Origin of the sequence: Gottfriedia luciferensis (assembly GCF_001712755.1) — a bacterium.
Classification (GTDB): Bacteria; Bacillota; Bacilli; order Bacillales; family Bacillaceae_G; genus Gottfriedia; species Gottfriedia luciferensis_B.
The window spans coordinates 94806-116380 of record NZ_MDKC01000033.1 but is presented as its reverse complement, the minus strand read 5'-3'; the positions used below and the strand labels follow the sequence as shown (position 1 = coordinate 116380).

The following is a 21575-nucleotide window of genomic DNA, read 5'->3' as shown; positions in this document are numbered from 1 at the left end:
ATTATTAAAAAAAATTAATGTATGGATATCCACAAGGAATTATTTTTTGTAAAATAGAAATTGTAAAGAAAATTGACTCTTTATTTTGGGGGTATTATGAAACAAATTTTAAAAGAATCAAATCATAAAACTACAATTGAGATTATTCAACAACTTATTCAAACATATGGTGGAACTTCATTAACACATTTAGGATTACTTGGAGATAAAAAAGTATTTCTTTCAGAAGATCAAAAATCTGCATTTGTTTACCGGAAACAGGGGAATAAATTAGTTGTTCTATGTGATCCAATTGGTGAGATTTCTTTTGAAAAAATAAAGGAGTTTGAAAATTATTCAAGGAGTATGAAGTGTACTCCGTGCTTTTATCAAATAGACGAAAACTCAAAGATGTTGTATGAAAAAGCTGGCTATCGATTGTTGAAATTAGGTGAAGAAGCAATAGTTGAATTAGAAAATTTCGAAATTGCAGGTAAAAAAGGAGCAAAACTAAGAACAAAAAGGAACAAATTCATCCGACAAGGATATCAATTTGAAGTGTCTATGCCTGGATATTCTATAGGTCTACTTCAAGAGCTAAAAGGGGTCTCAGATGTATGGTTAAACGGAAGAGAAGAGCTATCCTTTTCAGTTGGTTCATTTCATTTTGATTATGTTTCAAATTTTCCGATCGGAATCTTAAGGGATAAAAATGGTCAAGTTATTGCTTTTGCGACATTACCAATTCAAGGTGAAAATATAACAATTGATTTAATGAGATATTTAAAAGAATTACCATACGGAACGATGGATATGCTTTTTGTTTCAATTATGTTTTGGGCAAAAGAAAATGGATTTAAAAGCTGCAGCCTTGGAATGGCACCATTAGCAAATGTTGGCCAAGATTCAAAATCATCAATCATCGAGAAATCTGCAAAAATGATCTTTAAATATGGTAACTCAATTTATAACTTCAAAGGATTATTAATTTTTAAAAGTAAATTTGCAAATAAATGGGAATCAAAGTACTTAGCATACAAACCATATACACTACTATCGGTTATCACAAGCTTATATCGCCTAGTTCATGGAACAAAATCTTTGAACTATATCACTCGATTTATGAAGCCGTTAGAAAAGAAAAAAGTAAAAATTAGTTAACGAAGGCCTCAATAAAGGAGGTCTTTTTTTATGTATTCAGTAGTGCTTTATGAAAATGATACTGTTCGTCATAATGCCATTAATTCCAATTCAATACAAAAAAATTAAAACTACATAAAAAGTTCAAAATGTATTAATTAAAAGCAAACATTCATCCATTAAAATTAAATTAACAGTACTGGATTAAAAATGATTAAAAAAACCAAATACTTTCTAATAGAAGAATTTAATAAAGTGGACACGTTTAAAAGCCATACGTATAATGAAACACAATGACTGTTCTATTATGAAAGTGAGGAATGAAAAATGCTAAAAGAGAATTCAGTGGAATTTTTATTTAATTACATAGATGAATCGACAGAATGTTTAAAAGATAATTTAGAAATTTCTTATTTAGAGGCATTAATTGAAACGGGTGAAAATTTCTTTGAAGGGGAAGTTTTACAAGAAGAAATTAATGGTCCACAAAAAGATAAACTGATGAATACAATTCATCAATTTACATCGGCGTCAAAAGATAATGAGAGTATTCGTAGAGCATTTCAATTAGCGATACTAAAAGGAATGAAACAAGGGGTACAAACAAACCATGAAATGACTCCAGATGGTATTGCTTTTATTATTACTTATTTAGTAGGAAAGCTTACTGAGGGTAAACAAAATTTAACTATTTTAGATCCGGCAATTGGTACTGGAAATCTTCTATTAACAATTTTAAATTCTTCAAAAGATAAATTTACTGATTCTGTTGGAATCGATGTAGATGACATTCTTGTTAGAATCGCATTTGTTATTGGCAACTTACTTGGCCATGAAATTGAATTATTTAATCAAGACAGTTTAGCACCTTTATTTGTAGATCCGGTTGATCTTGTTGTTTGTGATTTACCAATTGGCTTTTATCCAAATGCAGAACGTGCAAAAGAGTTTACTTTAAAAGCAAAAGAGGGCATGTCTTATGCTCATCATTTATTTATTGAGCAAAGTATGAACTACTTAAAATCTGGAGGATTTTTCATCTCGCTAGTTCCAAATCACTTATTTACTTCAGAGCAATCTGCGCAATTACAAAGCTATATTAATGAAACAGGCGTTATTCAAGGATTGATACAGTTGCCAGTATCTGCCTTTAAGGACGAAAGACATCAAAAAAGTATATTAATAATCCGCAAAAATGCAGAAAATATGAAGAAGCCAAAACAGGCTTTATTAGTTGATTTCCCTAAGTTATCGAATATGAAAGCAGTTGAAGATATTATGCTTCAAATGAATGAATGGTTTAAAGAAAATTTACAATAATTGAACTTTTAAACACGTAAACTAATTTGTGTTATAATAATTTCAGCTAAAAAAATATAACAGTTTCATGTTTAAAGGAGATGTAAAAACATGGCAAATATTCTTGCTATTAATGCAGGTTCATCGTCATTAAAATTTCAATTAATTGAAATGCCTAGCGAAAAAGTACTTACAATTGGTTTAGTAGAACGTATCGGTATTAAGGATAGCGTTTTTGTAATTTCAGTAAACGGGGAAAAAATTAAAGAAGTAACAGATATTGCTGATCATTCTGTTGCAGTAAAAATGCTTCTTGAAAAGCTAACAGGTTTAGGAATTATTTCTTCATTCGATGAAATTCATGGAGTTGGACATCGTGTAGTTCACGGTGGAGAACTATTTACAGATTCTGCTTTAATTACTGAAGAAGTTGAACAACAAATTGATCAACTTTCTGATTTAGCACCACTTCATAACCCAGCTAACCTAGTTGGTATTCGTGCATTTAAAGAATTATTACCAAATATTCCTGCAGTAGCTGTATTCGATACTGCATTCCATCAAACAATGCCTGAAGAATCTTACCTATATAGCTTACCTTATGAGTACTATAAACAATTTGGTATTCGTAAATATGGATTCCACGGTACATCTCATAAGTATGTAACAGAAAGAGCTGCTGAATTAATCGGTAAACCTCTTGAAGAATTAAGACTTATTTCATGTCACTTAGGAAATGGTGCAAGTATTGCTGCAGTTGAAGGTGGAAAATCAATTGATACTTCAATGGGATTCACTCCACTTGCTGGTGTAACAATGGGAACTCGTTCAGGTAACTTAGACCCAGCTTTAATTCCATTTATTATGGAAAAAACGGGTAAAACAGCTGAGGAAGTACTTGATGTATTAAATAAACAAAGTGGTATGCTTGGTATCTCTGGATTCTCAAGTGACTTACGTGATATTGAGACTGCAGCTGAAGAAGGTAATAAACGAGCTAAAATCGCTCAAAGTGTATTCATTGAACGTATTCACAAATATTTAGGATCTTATGCTGCACGTATGAAAGGTGTAGATGCGATTATCTTCACTGCTGGTATTGGTGAAAACGGACCGGAAATTCGTCAAGCTGTTTTAGAAGGTCTTGAATTTATGGGTGTGTATTTTGACCCAAGTAAAAATAACTTTAGAGGAAAAGAAGCTTTCATTAGCTTTGATCACTCTCCAGTTAAAGTAATTGTAATTCCAACTAATGAAGAAGTTGTAATTGCAAGAGATGTAGTACGAGTTGGAATGAAATAATCTGTTTAGTAAACATAAACGTAGAGCATACAAAAATAGATGAACTCATATTCTTAAAATGAGATCACTTTTTGGCTCTACGTTTTTTTTATATTCGAGGTGATAGTATGGATCAAATGAAAGAGTATAATTTATGGCTCGAACTTAACGATTTGATTGAAAAGAAACAACAGCAAAATTTAAATAAATTAGAACTAATGTATCAAAATGCTTCTAATTTTCTCCTCCAAAAAATACCCCAGAGCTATTCGAATACTTTTAATGAATTTTTTTCAACTGCTTTTTTCCACACTCAATCTTTAATACAAACAACAAAACAGTTTCAAGAAAAGAAATTAGATATACTTAATCGAGCACAAATTTTAAGAAGTGATGTTAAGACAATAAGTGATCTAAGAAAGCTACCATTAAGACAATTGAATTTTTTAGCTGAACAAGAAATATCGAAAGCATTAATAGTCTCAAGTGTTCAAGGTGGAATAAGTGGAACTAGTACAAAGCTTGCTTTATTTGGTGATTTACCGGCTTTATTATTTATTAATCTTAAAACGGTACAAGAAATAGCACTTTGTTATGGTTATGATGTAAGTATTCCAAAAGAAATGGAATGTAGTTTAAAAGTACTACAAGGTGCAATCCTCCCATCAAACGAAAAATACGTTGTTTGGAGTAAGTTAATGAACGATATTTTAAAGCATGAGGATTCTGACGTATTTGCAACTTGGGAAAATCAATTTAATGGAGAAGGGGTCTATTACACTGTCATATTACAAATGTGCAAGTTATTAATGATCCATTCATTACGGAATAAAGTTTTAGGTGGTATTCCTTTATTAGGAGTTTCTGTTGGGGCAAAATGGAATGAATCTTTTACAAAAAACGTATTAGAATATACAAAGAAATTTTATCAATATCGTATATTATCGGAACGGGTAAACCAAGAACCAACAGATTAAATCGCAATTTGAGAAGCTAACAAATTATCTGTTAGCTTTTTTTAATGTAGAATGAGTTGAAACCGAAATACTTCAATCTCCATTAGGCAATTTACCTTTAGCTAATCGAATACCCGTTTGGTTGTAAACGAGTATGTGGTATGCTAAAAGAAAACCATTCAAGGAGACAATTATGAAGCCTACATCAAGTTTTCAACTAGAACAATCCATCGGAAAGTTACGAAAAGTGGCTGACCAACTAAACAAGCAAATTAAAGAAGCATCTTCCGAAAAAGTTGCGAATGAAACCATCCGACTAAAAGAGGAACTAAAAACAATCGGAGACACTCTTTTACAAATTCAAAAGCGCGAAAATGAATAAACTGGTACTCACAAAATGAAAAAGCTAACAAATTAATTGTTAGCTTTTTCCACGCTGTTACATTACCAAATTTTCGTAAAAGGAGTAGAGTGATGTTGATTTCCATTACAGGATGCTCGCTTTCCATGGGGCGAGATTCTTTAGCCTCCTCGGCAAGCCTGCGGGGTCTCAGCTCATGCCCCATGGAAAGCAGTAGTAGAAACCAACAAGATATTCTTATTTAATTGATAACTTCTTTTTTCAATAGAATGAAAAAGCTAACAAATTAATTGTTAGCTTTTTAACCATGTATTTTTGTATCATTGGACATTTGTTGGTTACTTCTAAACCAAATCCAAAGATCGTTAATAATTGATGCTAATTCTGCAATTTCAGAATTTAATTTACAGCTCAAAACAAAATCAGATTCGTGATTTAAAAGTTCTTGTTTATGATTAATTGTAAACTCTAAACGTGTAATTTGATCAGGTATTCCACCACGGATATATTCCCATTCCGTAAGAATCATTTGTTGCTGATCGTGAGAGTAATCTTCCCAATCTAATTTTAGGCTTGGTAGAAAAATACCTAATCGTTCATCGTATGAAAAATAATCTTGAAACATCCCTTACTCCCCCTCTTGACTATATTATACATTGAAAAAAATAATTGAAACAAATTGAATTTTAAATTTCAATAAAAATTTTTAAATTAAAGTCTAAAATCTAAAAATAAAAATTATTAAAATAAAAGGAAAATAATTCATAATAATAGAAAACATAGTTATCTTTTAATAAAATAATCTTACTAAATTAAAGATAAAGGTATAAGATAATGACATAATTTTTAATGAACTGGCTTTATGCTTAAATAACCAATTAAAAAGGATAATGAGAATAGATTTACAAATACATACAATTGATTGATTTATCTAGATGATTTTCACAAATATATAAAATTATTTAGACTCGAAAGGAAGAGTTTTATGAGGCATGCTGTCATTACGGCAGGATCGAAGGGGTTAGGGAAGAAAGTAACTGAAGCATTTTTAAACGATGGTTATTCAGTAACTGTTACGTACTTTTCTGATGAACAGGCTATCAAAGAGCGAAAAGAAGAATGGAAGGATTATTTGGACCGGGTTCTTTTTGTCAAAGGTGATATTTGCGATAAACAATTTATTAATGAGATTGTCTCAAAAACGATGGAGAATTTCGGTAGGGTTGATTGTCTTATCAATAATGCTGGCCCGTATTTATTTAACCGTAAAAAACTGGCTGACTACACTGATGAAGAGTGGGAATACTTGTTGTATGGAAATTTGCACAGCGTGTTTTATCTTTTAAAGCAAATTATTCCAATTATGAGAAAGCAGAAATATGGACGTATTATAAATTATGGATTCCAAGGTGCCAATTCAGCTTCGGGGTGGATTTATCGTTCTGCATTCAGCGCAGCTAAAGTAGGTCTAGTTTCTTTGACTAAAACAATAGCCTATGAGGAAGCAGAGAATGGTATAACATCTAATATGATTTGTCCTGGAGATATTTTTGGTGATATGAAAGAGGCAAATCAATCTGAAGCAAGTAAGGATGGAAAAGGTCTTGCACCAGTTGGAAGATCTGGTACTGGGGAAGATATAGCAAGAATGGTGCAATTTTTGTGTAGGGAAGAGTCTGATTTTATAACAGGTGATATATTTGAAGTCACTGGTGGCTTGGATGTCATTAATAAATACAGACATATTCCATTATCATGAGAATTCGTGGGACAATTCCATTTTTAAAGCATAATTTATAATAAAAAAGATTCTGAATTAATATTTATTAAACGAAATTAAGCGTTTTCATTTTCTGCACTATATGTTTTGTGTTAATATAAAAATGTATTATTTTTTAATAAATAGAGCTCATCCTAAGAGGCACGAAATAAATATATTTCAGGGGGAAATAACATGCGTATTGGGGTACCAAAAGAAATAAAAAACAACGAAAATCGTGTTGCAATGACACCAGCTGGAGTAATGAACTTAGTTGGACATGGTCATTCAGTTTACATTGAAACAAATGCTGGAATTGGTTCAGGATTTACTAATGAAGAATACGTAAATGCTGGCGCAACAATTGTTGAAACAGCTGAAGAGGCTTGGAATAATGAAATGGTTATGAAAGTTAAAGAACCAATTCCAAGCGAATATGGATACTTCCGTGAAGGATTAATTTTATTCACATACTTACATTTAGCTCCAGAGCCTGAATTAACTAAGGCTTTAATTGATAATAAAGTAGTCGGAATTGCTTACGAAACTGTACAAGTTGGTAATACATTACCGTTATTAACTCCAATGAGTGAAGTAGCAGGACGTATGTCAGCTCAAATCGGTGCTCAATTCCTTGAGAAAAATAAAGGCGGAAAAGGTATTTTATTAGGTGGAGTACCAGGAGTACGTCGTGGAAATGTTACAATCATTGGTGGTGGTGTAGCAGGAACAAATGCTGCTAAAGTGGCTGTTGGTCTTGGTGCTCACGTAACGATGATTGACTTAAATCCAGATCGTTTACGTCAATTAGATGATATTTTTGGTCATCAAATTACGACTTTAATGTCAAACCCTTACAATATTGCTGAAGCGGTTAAAGAATCTGATCTTGTAATCGGTGCAGTATTAATTCCAGGTGCAAAAGCGCCAAAACTTGTTACAAAAGAAATGATCGAATCAATGGAACCAGGTTCAGTTGTAGTTGATATTGCAATTGACCAAGGTGGTATTTTCGAAACTACAGATCGTATTACAACTCATGATTTCCCAACATATGAGAAGCATGGAGTAGTACACTACGCTGTAGCAAATATGCCTGGTGCAGTACCTCGTACTTCTACAATGGCATTAACAAATGTTACAGTACCTTATGCAGTTCAAATTGCTAACAAAGGTTATCAAAAAGCTTGCTTAGATAACTCTGCATTATTTAAAGGTATTAATACACTTGATGGATATGTAACTTACGAAGCAGTAGCTGAAGCTCACGGCTTAGAATATAAAGAAGCAACTACTTTATTACAAGGTACATCTGTTTCTACAAACTAATTTAAAGAAAAATCCCTTTATCGAAGACGGTAAAGGGATTTTATTTTTTCTCAATTACAATAACATTCACTTTAAATTTATAGTAAAATTATATTATAATTTCCATTTTATGTAAAAAGGAGCGATGGTATTGGAGTTTATTTTAATCCTTATTTTTCTGATTGCGGGTATTTTCGCGTTTAACTGGCTAATGGGTTATCGTAATCAAAATATTATATTAGATTTAGATGAGCGCTATATACATCTAAATGATTATGCGAAGGCTGTGAAGGCTGAATTAGAAAGCCAAGGTAAAACAGTTGATTACAGAGGGAATAGACTTTTCATAATAAATGGTAAACACTATCATCTAATTGAACGAAATGTATCAATGGGTGGTGTTCCTTTACAACATACAATACTTCAAAAGGTTTAAAAATAAACCCCCTTCTCCATCTTTATGAAGAAAGGGGGTTTATTTTTAAACCTGACTTAAATTATATTCTTCTTTCAGCATGCTATATTGATGCATATTTCGATGAGCGCCTTTGAAAAACTCATGCTTGCGCAATATACCATCTAAATGAAAGCCTAATTTTGTAAGAAATTTTTGTGAAACGATATTATAATCGTATACTTCACCATATATTTTTATGAGTTTTAATTCATTAAAAGCATAATTTAGTAGATAGTTTAATGCAAATGAACCAATTCCTTTATTTTGCATTGAATGATCTCCAATTACGATTCCAAAAGCGGCATGATGATTCTCTTGATCAAGATTTCCTAATTCAATTCTTCCTACACAAATACCATTGTTTTCGATTGTGAACAAGTGGAGATTAGGTTTAAGTCCGTCAAAATATTTTTCATAGCCTTGTACCATTTCATCTAAAGAACGTGGTTTTTCTATTCCTACAAGCTTACCAATCTCATCATCACATTCCCATTTATGCATAATAGGGATATCTGAGGGAAGTACTTGTCGAATATTTATTAATCCGCCTTGATTCATATTATAGGATGATTAACTCTTTAGGGAACTTCGTTAATGTCATTGCACCTGTTTCTGTTATAACGATATCATCTTCAATACGAACTCCACCAACATTTGGTACATAGATTCCTGGCTCGATTGTATATGACATACCAGTTTTAATAATACCAGTATTTGAATCATTTACTGACGGGTAATCATGGATTCCAATACCTAAACCGTGACCAATACGGTGAACGAAGTATTCGCCATATCCTGCATCAGTGATAATTTGACGAGCAGCACGATCAACATTTCCTAATACCTCGCCCGGTTTACTTACTTCGATTGCAGCAAGTTGACCTTTTAAAACGGTTTCATAAATTTCTCGTTGTTGCTCATTTGGTTGACCAAACATTACTGTACGAGTAATATCTGAGCAATATCCATCAACGATAAAACCTAAGTCCATAAGTACGAAATCACCTTTTTTAATTGGGTTTGTACCTGGATTTCCATGTGGTAACGCTGAGTTTGCACCAGTTAAAATTAAAGTGCTAAATGAAGTTTTAGAAATACCTTTTTTCTTCATTTCGTATTCCATTTCAGCAATTAAATCCATTTCTGTTTTGCCTTCAGCAATACGATCAACAATAATTTGGCAAGCCATGTCAGCAGCTTCAGCAGCAACTTGCATACGACGAATTTCTTCACTATCTTTAATTAAACGTAAGTCATGTAATTTTTCCTCAGCTGCTAGGAATTGTACGCCAGGGAAAAGTTGTACTAATCTTTCATAGCGACCAACAAGAAGATGTTCTTTTTCAATCGCCATACGATTTACTGTAATATTACGTTTTGCTAATGTTTCTTGTATCATTGCCCAAGGATCTTGACTATCATTAAAGCCTATTACGTCATATTTCCAACCTGCGTTTTGCACATGTCCAACTTCCATTTGTGGACATACTAGAATTGGCTCATCATTTGGAAATACAAGACAAGCTAAAAGACGTTCATGTGGATTACAATGGAAATTAGTTAAATAAAATACGTTCTCAGTAGATGTAATAAATCCTAGTTGAATATCTTGCTCTTTTAACCAAGTTGATAGATTTTGTATACGGTGTTCCATTTGTAACATCCTTTCTTAAAAAACAAATTACTGCAATAAACAAAAAAGTCTTTACAGTTTATAACACTCTTATTTTATCATTTTTTATCAAATTACGTAAAATAGTTAACTTATTTCTTATTTTTGTAATAGAAAATAATCTGTTAAAATGTGGTAGAGACTAATTTTATAATAAAGGAGCGACTTCATTTGAACATTACATATTTTGGGCACAGTGTTATTTTAGTAGAACACGGTCAAGATTCAATTATTATTGACCCATTTATTAATGGTAATCCACATACTAATGTGAAGGTAGAAAATATTAAAGTGAATTATATTTATGTAACACATGGTCATGGCGATCATTTAGGTGACACAGTTGAACTAGCAAAACGAAATGATGCAACGGTTATTGCTCCTGTGGAATTAGCAACTTGGATTTCGTGGCAAGGTGTCAAAGTTGTCCCTATGCATATCGGGGGAGAAAAAGAGTTTTCATTTGGTAAATTAAAATTAGTAGAAGCAATCCATGGCTCAAGTATTGTTGATGAAGAAAATAAACAAATAATTAATGTAGGACCACCGTCAGGCGTTTTATTAAAAATAGCTGGTAAAACAATTTATCATGCTGGTGATACTGCGTTATACAGAGGGATGAAAACATTAGGTGAGTATGAAAAAATCGATCTAGCATATTTACCAATTGGTAATCATTTTACAATGGGAATCGACGATGCAGTAATTGCTTCTGAATGGATTAATGCACAGCAAGTAATTCCGATGCATTATAATACATTTCCACCAATCCAAGTAGACCCAAATGAGTTCCTTGCAAAATTACCAAAGAATAATGGTTTCATTCATGAGCCAAATACAACAATTTCACTATTGTAGTATAGGTCATTGAAGAAAATATTAGTACAGTTTTAAAAGCACGTTGAAACGTGCTTTTTTTCATGGTATGAATTGTTATATAATAGTTAATAAAAATATTAATACAACCATTGAAAGCTTGGTGAGGTAATTGACTACAAAGCACGATCAAATACTAGAACATATTGAACAACTACCGGTCGGTCATAAAATATCAGTAAGACAAATTGCAAAAGATTTAAGTGTAAGTGAAGGTACTGCATATAGAGCAATTAAAGATGCGGAAAACAAAGGGTTTGTTAGTACCATCGAACGTGTAGGTACGATTCGAATTGAAACGAAAAGAAAAGAAAATATTGAAAAATTAACTTTTGCCGAAGTTGTTAATATTGTTGATGGACAAGTTTTGGGTGGTAAAGAAGGATTACATAAAACACTTAATAAGTTTGTTATTGGTGCAATGCAGCTTGATGCGATGATGAGATATATTAGTGCAAATAATTTATTAATCGTCGGTAACCGAGTGAAAGCACATGAATTAGCATTAAAAGAAGGATCAGCGGTTTTAGTAACAGGTGGATTTGATACAGATGAAAGTGTAAAACGTCTTGCGGATGAAATGAAAATGCCGATTATTTCTTCTAGTTATGATACGTTTACTGTTGCCACGTTAATTAATAGAGCAATTTATGATCAGTTAATTAAGAAAGATATAGTACTAGTTGAAGATATACTCATCCCAACTGAAAAAACAGCTACACTATCTCCATTTGATGAAGTTGAAAAGTGGTATGAATATAATAGAGACACAGGTCATGGAAGATATCCAGTAATTGATGATCGAGGTAAGCTAATAGGAATTGTAACTTCAAAGGATATTATACATGAACAACGTACGCAAAGAATTGATAAAGTGATGACTAGACAACCAATAAGTGTAAATGAAAAAATGTCGGTTGCAGCAGCTGCTAGAATGATGGTTTGGGAAGGAATAGAGTTGCTACCAGTTGTAAATACATCGAATAACTTAATTGGTATTATAAGTCGTCAAGATGTACTTGAAGCATTACAGCAATTGCAACGACAACCTCAAGTGGGCGAAACAATTGATGATATCGTTACTAGTCAATTCCATAATAATAAAGAGCAAAAAAATGATGACTTTACGGTTAGATGTAATGTAACTCCTCAAATGACAAATGTAATTGGTACTCTTTCACATGGTGTATTTACAACGATTGTAACCGAGGCAGGTAAACGAGCAGTTCGTGATATGAAAAAAGGGGACTTAATCGTAGAAAATATTACAATTTACTTCGTACAACCAGTTCAAATTGACGATGTAATTGAAATTAAACCAAAAGTTTTAGAATTAGGTCGTAAGTTTGGAAAAGTTGATGTAGAAGTATTTCAGCAAGGAATATTAGTAGGCAAAGCATTGATGATGATGCAGTTATTAGATCGATGAGATATGAAGCCATCAGATTGCCCGAAAACGCTCACTTTCTTCATTGCTTCGGCTGTCTATGGTGCTCATCTCTCGCTCCTCGAAAGACAAGAGCTTGCAATCAGTCTGAGAATCAAATTTTTTGTACTTTGTCTACACACTGTTGGAATATAAAATGGTCAATAGGGAAAACGGACATTAAATGAGCATTTATTTATGGATGAAATTATCATTTTTTTGGATTGCTATTAATGGTTTTAAATGTTAATAGTTTTGAGTAATTGCATGTTTCCAATAACACTAGTAGTGATTTTTTCAGAAATTAAAAATATTATGAGTTAATTTTTAGAAAAACAAATTCAATTGATTAGTTTAATTTTTCGAGATTAATTGACCGACAAGCTGGTATTTAAGTTACTTTAAGTAAAGGCTATTTGATTATGATTTATAGCAGACTTTTTTCGATGAATAAGTTGATTGGAGCGGAGGGGTGCTCGACTCTTATGGGATAAGCGGGAAGGCTGAGACCCCGGAGGCTTGCCGAGGAGGCTCAGGTCTCGCCCCATGGAAAGCGAGTATCCTGTAGTGGAAATCAACATCACACTACTCCTTTACGAAAATTTGGTAATTTAAATTGAGAAGTTTGTTTTTTAACAGCGAGGAAGCTCTATTAGGGCTTCCATTATTTTTTAATTACGTAAAAAAAAAAGCAGGAAACCATTCCCTGCCTTTGAAGTTTATGAAAATATCATCCCGTATATTTATTTCGAAAGTAGTTTAGTAACTCGATTAACAAATTCATTATTTTCGTTTCTAGTATCAAAATCTTTTGCTAAGTCATATACAATTTTCTCTAATTTCTCTAAGTCATAAATAAATTCATCTTCATTTATTTTCAATTTTTTCGCCATAAATAATGCTGCTAGCCAAAACTCGAATTTATATGATAGATTTGAAAGATTATCACATAAATCAACATGTTTATAGAACAATTCAATTGCTCTGTCAGGATCACAAAAAGTTAAAAAGATCATTTGTTCACTTAGTTCAGGAATGTATTTTGTGCGATTGTATGTTACAAAATAAGCTTTTTGTTGAATAATTAATGCTTCATCTATTTTGCTTTCTTCTAATAAAGGAAGCAGTAATTTTGAGTAGGATTTGTGAATCGCTTCGTCACAATCAACTGAGCTATTCATTATTTTATTTTGTAAATTTAACGCTTCTTGAAGATGATCCGTTTTTAGTAAATAAATCATTTCACCATACATTTCACATTTTTCGCAATTACTTAAATGATCCTTTGGAGATTTTTTATATAGTTGAAAGTTTTGTTTTGCGTAATCAATTTGATTTAAATATAAATTCATTATAAATAGAGATTGAAAATAAGGTCTTAAAGAATAGTTAGCAATTACTAAACGATTCTTAAAATCCTCGAAATAATGGTGAATTTCTTCTAACGAGAATCTGAGGGACTGAGGTATTATTTCTAACAACCACTTGTACAACCATAGGATCTGCTCTTGCTCGATACGTTCTTCGTTTTGATCATATAAATCTACACACCACAAAAAGGTATCAATAAATAAATCTATTTCACCAATAGAAAAAGCAGTTTCTGCTAATTCCATATTAACGTAATATAGATATCCCCATTCCTCTTGATTTTCTAATTCTTCTGCAAAAGTAAGTAGTTTTTGAAGTTTAATACTAGAATGTGATAATTCTACTAGTTCATCAAATTTAGATGAAAATAGATCTTCTGTCATCATGTAAGTTTTCTCACTTTCTAGATTACTATAGATTAAATAGTTTGTTTATTTTCAATTGCTTTATAATGCTTATTTTGTAAGTATCCACGATATAGATTTGCCGCACCAAATAGAATGAAAAGAATACCGACACAAATTGTGATTAATTCAAGCTTTGCTACCATTTGATTTATACCGTAAAGCAATAAGAATAATCCAAAAGTTAATCTGGCACGTGACCCGGCAATTTTTTTTGTTAATAGTTCGCTTGTAAAGAAAAATTTGGTAACGTAAAATAAGAAGAATAGAAAAGATATAATTACGATTGTTGCAATGCTATTCACTTAGCTTCCACCTTTCAATGACTAATACATAATTCTATTTTACAGTCATAGAAACTATATTTCAAAAGTTTTCATATAAAGGAGAGTTTAATGTTGAAGGAACAAATTTTAAAAGATATACATTCGTTTGATACGATAATCATTCATCGTCATGTTCGCCCAGATCCAGATGCAATCGGTTCACAGTGTGGTTTAGCAGAGATGATTAAAGCAAGTTATCCCGCTAAAAAAGTATATGTAGTAGGACATTTGCCACAATCTCTAGAGTATTTATATAAAATGGATGAAATTGCAGATGAAGTATATGAGGATGCTCTTGTCATTGTTTGTGACACTGCCAATACTGAACGAGTAGATGACGCAAGATATTCATCAGGAAAGAAACTGATTAAAATTGACCATCATCCGAATGTAGATCCATACGGTGACATTATGCATGTAGATACTACTGCAAGTTCAACAAGCGAGTTAATTTTTGAACTGGCAGAGAGTAGTAATGAACAATTAGTCGTTACTGACAAAGCTGCGAGACTAATTTATGCGGGGATTATTGGAGATACAGGAAGATTCTTATTTCCAAGTACAACAGAAAGAACTTTTCATGCAGCTAGTAATTTGATAAAAAAGGATTTTTCAATTAATGAAATATATGACAATATGTACGAAACATCAATTGAGATGGCACATTTAAATGGATATGTTCTTCAAAATTTTAAACTGACAGAAGAGGGAGTCGGTCATATAAACATGACAAAGGCTCTAATGGATGAATACAATGTTAATTCTGAACAAGCTTCGTTGGCTGTAAGTTCACTTGGACATATAAAAGGAGTAAAAGCTTGGGTTATCTTTTTAGAGGAAGAGGATTTAATTCGGGTACGTCTTCGTTCAAAAGGACCAGTTATAAATGGAGTAGCTGCTATGTTTAACGGGGGTGGACATCCGCTTGCTTCTGGAGCGAAAGTCTTCTCATGGGAAGAAGCAGAAAAAGTAGTGGAAGAATTAAAAAAGGTTTGTAGGGAAGAAAAATAAAGCTTAAAAAAATAAATTTGAGAGGCTAATCGAATACTAGCCTCTCATTTATTTTGTGCTTTTTATTTTTAATGTGATTTCTAATACGGTATCAAAGTAGATTGTATCTATTTCAAGTTTAAAACGCCGATCATCTTTAATATAAACTTTGTTTTCGATTGCACGTCTTAATAATTCCCGATTTTGTGAAACGCTTTTAATATCTTGAGTAAGTAAATTACTTAGATCATCCTTTACATCAGTAACAAGTTGATTATTAGTAAAGGCATTTATATTGTATTGCTTGTAATTTAAAATTGTCACCTTGATATCTTGAACTGTTAAATTTCGTTTCTTTTCCTTGTTCATTCGCTCCATATTTTCAATAAATATATTTTTATCTCTTAAATATTGTTTATTGAGCATTTTTAATTCAGATATTTGTTTTACTTGCTCTTCTTCAGTCACACCATAAAAATAAATAAAAACGAGCCAACTAATGATAAACCCGAAAAAAATGCCTACAAAAAATTTAGCCCAAGCGTGGGAGAGTTGTTCTGGAGGAGCTTTCATTAAACGTGTTCTCCTGTAAACCATTGGATAATGATTGTACCTGTATGAGTTCCTCCCATGGCGGCTATAATCATGAAAATTTGCTTAATGAATTCAATTGTTTCTCCTTCAAATAATCCTTTTTCAAAACTATAGAATGTATCGAATGTTCCACCAATCGCCCCAACAATTGCCCAAATTCGTAACTTCATTGATAAATCATACATGCTGCTAAGTGGTGGCTGTCCAATGACGTAGTAACCGATTGAACCAATTATCGATCCACCTATTATGATTCCTAGTGAAATAAAATACATTGAAATTAATGCTGGTATAAATGGCAACTTAAGCTCCAATTGTCCTCACTCCCTCCATTAATATATATGGACAAAGTGTTATGTGTATGATGAGTATTAAAGTAAGTTTAAAATAAAAGATATGTTTTAATTTTCACGAACAAAAATAGAATGTAAGTTCGTATTTTGTGATAGAATAGATTATATTGAAAAGATGGTAAGGAGGAATGTAGATGAGTTTTGTTCATTTGCAAGTTCAAAGTTCTTATAGTTTATTGCAAAGCGCATGTAAAATAGATGAATTAATTAATGCTGCTGTTAGAGAAGGACATCCTGCGCTTGCTATTGCAGATGAAAATGTCATGTACGGGGTAATTCCTTTTTATCATGCGTGTAAAAAAGCGGGGATTAAGCCAATTATTGGGGTGAAAATCTCAATTTTAATGGATGAACAGCAGTCTTATCCGATGATTTTTCTAGCAAAAGATCTGACTGGTTATCAAAACCTTTTAAAACTTACAAGTATAATAGGGACAAAATCACCAGAAGGAATTCCTAAAAAGTGGTTATCGGCATATAGTAACGGCGTGATTGCAATTACGCCAGGAATCGAGGGAGAAATTGAAAACTTACTACTGAATGGAGAAATAGAAAGAGCTATTGTTCATTTAAAAGAGTATCAATCAATTTTTGATCAATTTTTTGTCAGTATTCAAGATCACGGTTTACCTGAAGATCGTTTGCTATATCCACTCATTAAACAAGTACAAAAAGAAACAAACATCAGTTTAGTAGTTACAAATGACGTTCGATATATTGAAAAAGAGGATGCACTTATTCAAGATGCATTATTTTCAGTTAAAAATGGTACTAAGTTATCGGACGAATCAAGACCAAGATTACATTCCAACGAATATTATTATAAATCAAAAGCCGAATTATTGAAGCTGTTTTCTGATGAGGAAGAAGCATTTCAAAACACTATCCATATTTCAGATATCTGTAATGTAACGATTCCTTTTCATCAGCCGTTATTGCCTAAGTATCCAGTACCTGATGAATATTCAACAGTGGAATATTTAAAAATGGTTTGTGAAAATGGCATGATTGAGCGGTACGGGGAAATAAATGATGAACTTAAACAAAGATTAGAATTTGAGTTAAATACAATCAATAAGATGGGATTTAATGATTACTTCCTCATTGTTTGGGACTTTATTAAATATGCACTTGAACAAGGGATATTTGTTGGACCAGGACGTGGTTCCGCTGCGGGATCTTTAGTGGCTTACGTATTAAAAATTACGAATGTAGACCCAATACATTATAATTTACTATTTGAACGTTTTTTAAATGAAGAAAGAATTACAATGCCAGATATTGATATTGACTTTCCAGATCATCGACGAGATGAAATGATTGATTATGTCGCTTCAAAATATGGTGATGTGCATGTTGCACAAATTATTACATTCGGAACATTAGGAGCAAAAGCAGCTATTCGAGATATTGCCAGGGTAATGGGGCTTACACCAACTGAAATAGATCGGTATTCAAAGTTAATTCCATCATCATTAGGAATTTCATTAAAAGATGTCTTTGAGCAATCAAAAGCATTTAAAAATCATGTTGAACATTCTGGTATTCATAAACGGATATTTGAGGTAGCTTGCCAAGTTGAAGGATTACCTCGTCATACAAGCATCCATGCAGCAGGTGTAATTATTTCTGAACTTCCCTTAACAAATGTTGTCCCGCTACAAGAGGGGAATCATGGAGTGTTTTTAACACAATATCCTGCAGAAATCCTTGAAGAGCTTGGATTAGTAAAAATGGATTTCCTTGGTCTACGTAACTTAAGTTTATTGGAAGAGGTCTGTCGATTAATTTATGAAGCAAAAGGCGAAGTAATTAATTTGGAAGAAATTCCGTTACAAGATCTAAAAACATTTGAAGTTCTTAGTAAAGGAGATACCTCAGGCGTATTTCAGTTAGAATCATCAGGGATGAGAAGAGTACTACAGCAATTACAGCCTAATCAGTTTGAAGATATAGTGGCTGTAAACGCGTTATATCGTCCGGGTCCAATGGAGCAAATCCCTAGATTTATTCAATATAAGCATGGATTGGAGAATGTTACGTATCCTCATCCAGTTTTAGAAAAAATATTAAAACCAACATATGGTGTAATCATATATCAAGAGCAAATCATGCAAATTGCTTCGACACTTTCAGGATTTACTTTAAGTGAAGCAGACTTACTTCGAAGAGCTGTAAGTAAAAAGAAGAAGGAAGTTTTAGATGAAGAAAGAATTCATTTTGTAGAAGGTGCAATAGCTAAAGGTTATGATGAACAAGTTGCAAATGAAGTATACGATTTAATTGTCCAATTTGCTAATTATGGATTTAATAGGAGTCATGCTGTAGCGTATAGTATGATTGCGTATCAACTAGCATATTTAAAGGCAAATTTTCCTCTAGAATTTTATGCAGCACTTTTATCGAGTTTTATAGGAAGTGAAGAGAAAGTATCGAATTATATTGGGGAAGCAAAATTAAAAGGGATCCCAATCTATCCACCTTCAATAAATAAAAGTCAATACGCATTTGTAGTTGAAGGAAATGGAATTCGATATAGTTTATTAGCTATTAAAAATATAGGAATGGCAACTGTAAGAGAAATTCTACAAAAGCGGCCATATAAAGATTTTTTTGAGGTTTGCATTAAAATTTCACCAAAAGCATTAAACCGAAAAAGTATAGAAAATTTAATTTTTTCGGGATGCTTTGATGAGTTTGAGCTCGACCGTGCAACACTATTAGCAAATATTGATATGATTTTTGATTACGTGGATATAGTAAGACCTGAAAATGAAGATCAATTTGATTTATTTCTTGATGAAGATTTTGTGCCTAAACCAGAAATTATTAAAGTGGAGCCAATGAAAATTTCAATCAAGCTTGAACTTGAAAAACAAGCTTTAGGAACTTATTTATCAGGTCATCCGATTAGTCAATACGAGAAGTTGCTGAATGAAAGTAATGCCGGGACTATTACATCAATTATGATGAAGAAAGATACAGAGCATCTACTGTTTGTCTATATTAAGGACTTAAGGATTACAAAAACAAAAAAACAGCAGCATATGGCTTTTTTACAAGTTGAAGATTTAAGTTCTTCAATTGATGCTGTTGTATTTCCAACTACTTTTGAAAAATACCGTCATAAATTAAAAGAAAAAGAAGTAGTTGTAGTTAAAGCAAAAGTTGATGAACGGGATGAAAGAAAACAATTAATAATAAATGAAGTCCTTACAATCGAAGAAATGGAAGAAATAAACGACCAAAAGAAGTATACTTTATTTATTAAAATAACGGGACATACTAATAAAAATATTTCGTACACAATACAGCAAACGATCTCTAAGTATAAAGGGCATGCGAAAGTTGTGCTTTACTATGAAGAAGATAAAAAAGCTGTTCAATTATCTGAACACTATTATGTGAATCCTTCTGTGAATTGTCTTTCGATGTTAAGAAATATTGTAGGAGATGCAAATGTTGTATTAAAGAAATAGACATTCTTCTCTAAACTATTTATTATTAACATACATGTGATATCATACAAAAAGAAATTTTTACCTTTTAAAGAGAAAATCACTAAGAAATATACAGTTGAAAAGTCAACTCGTCAACATTAGGGAGAGTGAATAGTTTGTCATTATTAAGTGAAGAAGCATTACATATGCATAGAGTACATCAAGGTAAATTAGAAACAGTTTCTAAGGTGCCAGTTACAAATGCTAAAGAACTAAGTTTAGCGTACTCACCAGGTGTTGCCGAGCCGTGTAAAGAAATTTACGAAGAAAAAAGCAGAGTGTATGAATACACAATGAAAGGTAATATGGTTGGTGTAGTTTCGGACGGATCTGCCGTTCTTGGACTAGGTAATATTGGTCCAGAGGCTGCATTACCTGTAATGGAAGGTAAAGCTGCGTTATTTAAAAGCTTTGCTGGTGTTGATGCATTTCCAATCTGCTTAAATACGCAAGATGTAGAGCAAATCATTCAAACAGTAAAATTGTTAGAGCCTACATTTGGTGGAATAAATTTAGAGGATATTGCAGCTCCAAACTGCTTTATAATAGAAGAGCGCTTAAAGCGTGAAACAAATATTCCTATATTCCATGATGATCAACATGGAACGGCGATCGTTACACTTGCAGGTTTAGTAAATGCTTTAAAAATAGTGAATAAAAATATGGCTGATATTAAAGTGGTCCTAAATGGTGCAGGAGCTGCAGGTATTGCTATATTAAAATTATTGTATCGTTTTGGTGTTCGTCAAATTATTATGTGTGATACAAAAGGCTCGATTTACGAAGGGCGTCCAAATGGTATGAATAGCGTAAAAAATGAAGTTGCAAAATACACAAATAAAGATAAAATTCAAGGTAGCCTTAAAGAAGTACTCGAAGGGGCAGACGTATTTATTGGGGTTTCTGTAAAAGGAGCAGTAACTCAAGAAATGGTTCGTTCAATGAATGAAAATCCTATTATTTTTGCAATGGCTAATCCAGATCCAGAAATTATGCCTGAAGATGCAAAAGAAGCAGGCGCTTTAGTAATCGGTACTGGTCGCAGTGATTATCCTAACCAAGTAAATAATGTTCTTGCATTCCCAGGAATTTTCCGTGGAGCATTAGATGTTCGTGCTACACATATTAATGAAGAGATGAAAATTGCTGCAGTAAATGCAATTGCAAGCTTAGTAAGTGAAGCTGATCTATCTCCAGATTTTATTATTCCAGCGCCATTTGATCCTCGAGTGGCTCCAAAAGTAGCTGCTAGTGTAGCAAAAGCTGCAATGGAAACAGGGGTTGCGAGACTGAATGTTGACCCGAAAGAAATCGAAGAAAAAACAAAAAAACTAGCTTTAATTAAATAGTTTTATTACCAGATATCAATATTAATGGGGATAGTATTACAATACTAAAATTAAGTAATGTAGTACTATCCTTTTTTATCTGATATAATACTTAGATGTGGTAAAAAAGCGCAAAGATTGTTGGAAATTAAAGGAATTTCATAAAAAATGTATAAATTAATTTTTTTAGATTTT

Annotated in this window: 20 protein-coding genes; 13 read left to right on the top strand and 7 right to left on the bottom strand. The window is 32.3% G+C overall.

All coding sequences use genetic code 11. The annotated features are described in order from the left end of the window. Window positions 1-96 precede the first annotated feature (96 nt). The 5 genes from BED47_RS17050 (at window position 97) to BED47_RS17030 (ending at window position 5037) form a co-directional block, all read left to right on the top strand. Entirely contained in the window at window positions 97-1140 is a 1044-nt protein-coding gene (locus BED47_RS17050) for a phosphatidylglycerol lysyltransferase domain-containing protein (RefSeq protein ID WP_069034618.1), read from the top strand. 306 nt (window positions 1141-1446) lie between these two features. Continuing rightward, the gene (locus BED47_RS17045; protein WP_069034617.1) at window positions 1447-2439 is read left to right on the top strand and encodes a class I SAM-dependent methyltransferase; all 993 of its coding nucleotides are present in this window, start codon (window positions 1447-1449) and stop codon (window positions 2437-2439) included. 90 nt (window positions 2440-2529) lie between these two features. Continuing rightward, entirely contained in the window at window positions 2530-3720 is a 1191-nt protein-coding gene (locus BED47_RS17040) for an acetate kinase (RefSeq protein WP_069034616.1), read from the top strand. Between the two features lie 107 nt (window positions 3721-3827). Beyond that, window positions 3828-4676, top strand: coding sequence for an EcsC family protein (locus BED47_RS17035; RefSeq protein WP_069034615.1), 849 nt, complete (start codon window positions 3828-3830; stop codon window positions 4674-4676). Window positions 4677-4848: 172 nt separating this feature from the next. Beyond that, the gene (locus BED47_RS17030; protein WP_069034614.1) at window positions 4849-5037 is read left to right on the top strand and encodes a hypothetical protein; all 189 of its coding nucleotides are present in this window, start codon (window positions 4849-4851) and stop codon (window positions 5035-5037) included. Between the two features lie 280 nt (window positions 5038-5317). Here the strand turns inward: BED47_RS17030 and BED47_RS17025 are convergent, their stop codons facing one another. Beyond that, entirely contained in the window at window positions 5318-5641 is a 324-nt protein-coding gene (locus tag BED47_RS17025) for a hypothetical protein (RefSeq protein WP_069034613.1), read from the bottom strand. 360 nt (window positions 5642-6001) lie between these two features. Between BED47_RS17025 and BED47_RS17020 the strand changes: the two genes are divergently transcribed. The 3 genes from BED47_RS17020 (at window position 6002) to BED47_RS17010 (ending at window position 8519) form a co-directional block, all read left to right on the top strand. Then, the gene (locus BED47_RS17020) at window positions 6002-6775 is read left to right on the top strand and encodes an SDR family oxidoreductase (RefSeq protein WP_069034612.1); all 774 of its coding nucleotides are present in this window, start codon (window positions 6002-6004) and stop codon (window positions 6773-6775) included. A 195-nt stretch (window positions 6776-6970) separates the two neighbouring features. Beyond that, a complete protein-coding gene (gene ald, locus BED47_RS17015) occupies window positions 6971-8104 on the top strand; it encodes an alanine dehydrogenase (protein ID WP_069034611.1) in 1134 nt (377 codons plus the stop codon). A 124-nt stretch (window positions 8105-8228) separates the two neighbouring features. Next, window positions 8229-8519: a hypothetical protein gene (locus BED47_RS17010; protein ID WP_091023600.1), complete on the top strand. Its 291-nt coding sequence runs from the start codon at window positions 8229-8231 to the stop codon at window positions 8517-8519. A 45-nt stretch (window positions 8520-8564) separates the two neighbouring features. Here the strand turns inward: BED47_RS17010 and BED47_RS17005 are convergent, their stop codons facing one another. Both BED47_RS17005 and BED47_RS17000 read right to left on the bottom strand, forming a co-directional pair. Then, entirely contained in the window at window positions 8565-9098 is a 534-nt protein-coding gene (locus BED47_RS17005; protein ID WP_069034609.1) for a GNAT family N-acetyltransferase, read from the bottom strand. 1 nt (window position 9099) lies between these two features. After that, a complete protein-coding gene (locus BED47_RS17000) occupies window positions 9100-10194 on the bottom strand; it encodes a M24 family metallopeptidase (RefSeq protein ID WP_069034608.1) in 1095 nt (364 codons plus the stop codon). 189 nt (window positions 10195-10383) lie between these two features. Between BED47_RS17000 and BED47_RS16995 the strand changes: the two genes are divergently transcribed. Both BED47_RS16995 and BED47_RS16990 read left to right on the top strand, forming a co-directional pair. Further along, on the top strand, window positions 10384-11070 hold the full coding sequence (locus BED47_RS16995; protein WP_069034607.1) for a metal-dependent hydrolase: 687 nt from the start codon (window positions 10384-10386) through the stop codon (window positions 11068-11070). 130 nt (window positions 11071-11200) lie between these two features. Further along, on the top strand, window positions 11201-12517 hold the full coding sequence (locus tag BED47_RS16990) for a DRTGG domain-containing protein (RefSeq protein ID WP_069034606.1): 1317 nt from the start codon (window positions 11201-11203) through the stop codon (window positions 12515-12517). Window positions 12518-13257: 740 nt separating this feature from the next. Here the strand turns inward: BED47_RS16990 and BED47_RS16985 are convergent. Then, a complete protein-coding gene (locus tag BED47_RS16985; RefSeq protein ID WP_069034605.1) occupies window positions 13258-14271 on the bottom strand; it encodes a hypothetical protein in 1014 nt (337 codons plus the stop codon). A 32-nt stretch (window positions 14272-14303) separates the two neighbouring features. Next, window positions 14304-14594 carry a YtpI family protein gene (locus BED47_RS16980; protein ID WP_069034604.1) on the bottom strand — a complete coding sequence of 97 codons (291 nt, stop codon included), beginning with the start codon at window positions 14592-14594 and terminating at the stop codon, window positions 14304-14306. Between the two features lie 93 nt (window positions 14595-14687). Between BED47_RS16980 and BED47_RS16975 the strand changes: the two genes are divergently transcribed. Further along, window positions 14688-15626 carry a DHH family phosphoesterase gene (locus tag BED47_RS16975; protein WP_069034781.1) on the top strand — a complete coding sequence of 313 codons (939 nt, stop codon included), beginning with the start codon at window positions 14688-14690 and terminating at the stop codon, window positions 15624-15626. 48 nt (window positions 15627-15674) lie between these two features. Here BED47_RS16975 and ytrI read toward each other — a convergent pair whose 3' ends face one another. Continuing rightward, window positions 15675-16178 (bottom strand): sporulation membrane protein YtrI, encoded by a 504-nt coding sequence (ytrI, locus tag BED47_RS16970; RefSeq protein ID WP_084006968.1) that lies wholly within the window; start codon window positions 16176-16178, stop codon window positions 15675-15677. Next, on the bottom strand, window positions 16178-16474 hold the full coding sequence (locus BED47_RS16965; protein ID WP_091023738.1) for a YtrH family sporulation protein: 297 nt from the start codon (window positions 16472-16474) through the stop codon (window positions 16178-16180). Before BED47_RS16965 ends, ytrI begins: the two co-directional genes overlap by 1 nt. Window positions 16475-16686: 212 nt before the next feature. Between BED47_RS16965 and dnaE the strand changes: the two genes are divergently transcribed. Both dnaE and BED47_RS16955 read left to right on the top strand, forming a co-directional pair. Beyond that, window positions 16687-20031, top strand: a complete 3345-nt coding sequence (gene dnaE / locus BED47_RS16960) for a DNA polymerase III subunit alpha (protein ID WP_069034603.1) — start codon at window positions 16687-16689, stop codon at window positions 20029-20031. Window positions 20032-20168: 137 nt separating this feature from the next. Continuing rightward, complete coding sequence (locus tag BED47_RS16955) at window positions 20169-21401, top strand: NAD(P)-dependent malic enzyme (RefSeq protein WP_069034602.1); 1233 nt, start codon at window positions 20169-20171, stop codon at window positions 21399-21401. Window positions 21402-21575: the final 174 nt, after the last annotated feature.

Bases quoted from the DNA above. Each gene is read 5' to 3' on its own strand.
- dnaE (WP_069034603.1), top strand. From the start codon at position 16,687: ATGAGTTTTGTTCATTTGCAAGTTCAAAGTTCTTATAGTTTATTGCAA.
- BED47_RS17045 (WP_069034617.1), top strand. From the start codon at position 1,447: ATGCTAAAAGAGAATTCAGTGGAATTTTTATTTAATTACATAGATGAA.
- BED47_RS17040 (WP_069034616.1), top strand. From the start codon at position 2,530: ATGGCAAATATTCTTGCTATTAATGCAGGTTCATCGTCATTAAAATTT.
- BED47_RS17030 (WP_069034614.1), top strand. From the start codon at position 4,849: ATGAAGCCTACATCAAGTTTTCAACTAGAACAATCCATCGGAAAGTTA.
- ytrI (WP_084006968.1), bottom strand. From the start codon at position 16,178: ATGAAAGCTCCTCCAGAACAACTCTCCCACGCTTGGGCTAAATTTTTT.
- BED47_RS17050 (WP_069034618.1), top strand. From the start codon at position 97: ATGAAACAAATTTTAAAAGAATCAAATCATAAAACTACAATTGAGATT.
- ald (WP_069034611.1), top strand. From the start codon at position 6,971: ATGCGTATTGGGGTACCAAAAGAAATAAAAAACAACGAAAATCGTGTT.
- BED47_RS17005 (WP_069034609.1), bottom strand. From the start codon at position 9,098: ATGAATCAAGGCGGATTAATAAATATTCGACAAGTACTTCCCTCAGAT.
- BED47_RS17025 (WP_069034613.1), bottom strand. From the start codon at position 5,641: ATGTTTCAAGATTATTTTTCATACGATGAACGATTAGGTATTTTTCTA.
- BED47_RS16965 (WP_091023738.1), bottom strand. From the start codon at position 16,474: ATGTATTTTATTTCACTAGGAATCATAATAGGTGGATCGATAATTGGT.
- BED47_RS17035 (WP_069034615.1), top strand. From the start codon at position 3,828: ATGGATCAAATGAAAGAGTATAATTTATGGCTCGAACTTAACGATTTG.
- BED47_RS17020 (WP_069034612.1), top strand. From the start codon at position 6,002: ATGAGGCATGCTGTCATTACGGCAGGATCGAAGGGGTTAGGGAAGAAA.
- BED47_RS16985 (WP_069034605.1), bottom strand. From the start codon at position 14,271: ATGATGACAGAAGATCTATTTTCATCTAAATTTGATGAACTAGTAGAA.
- BED47_RS17010 (WP_091023600.1), top strand. From the start codon at position 8,229: ATGGTATTGGAGTTTATTTTAATCCTTATTTTTCTGATTGCGGGTATT.
- BED47_RS17000 (WP_069034608.1), bottom strand. From the start codon at position 10,194: ATGGAACACCGTATACAAAATCTATCAACTTGGTTAAAAGAGCAAGAT.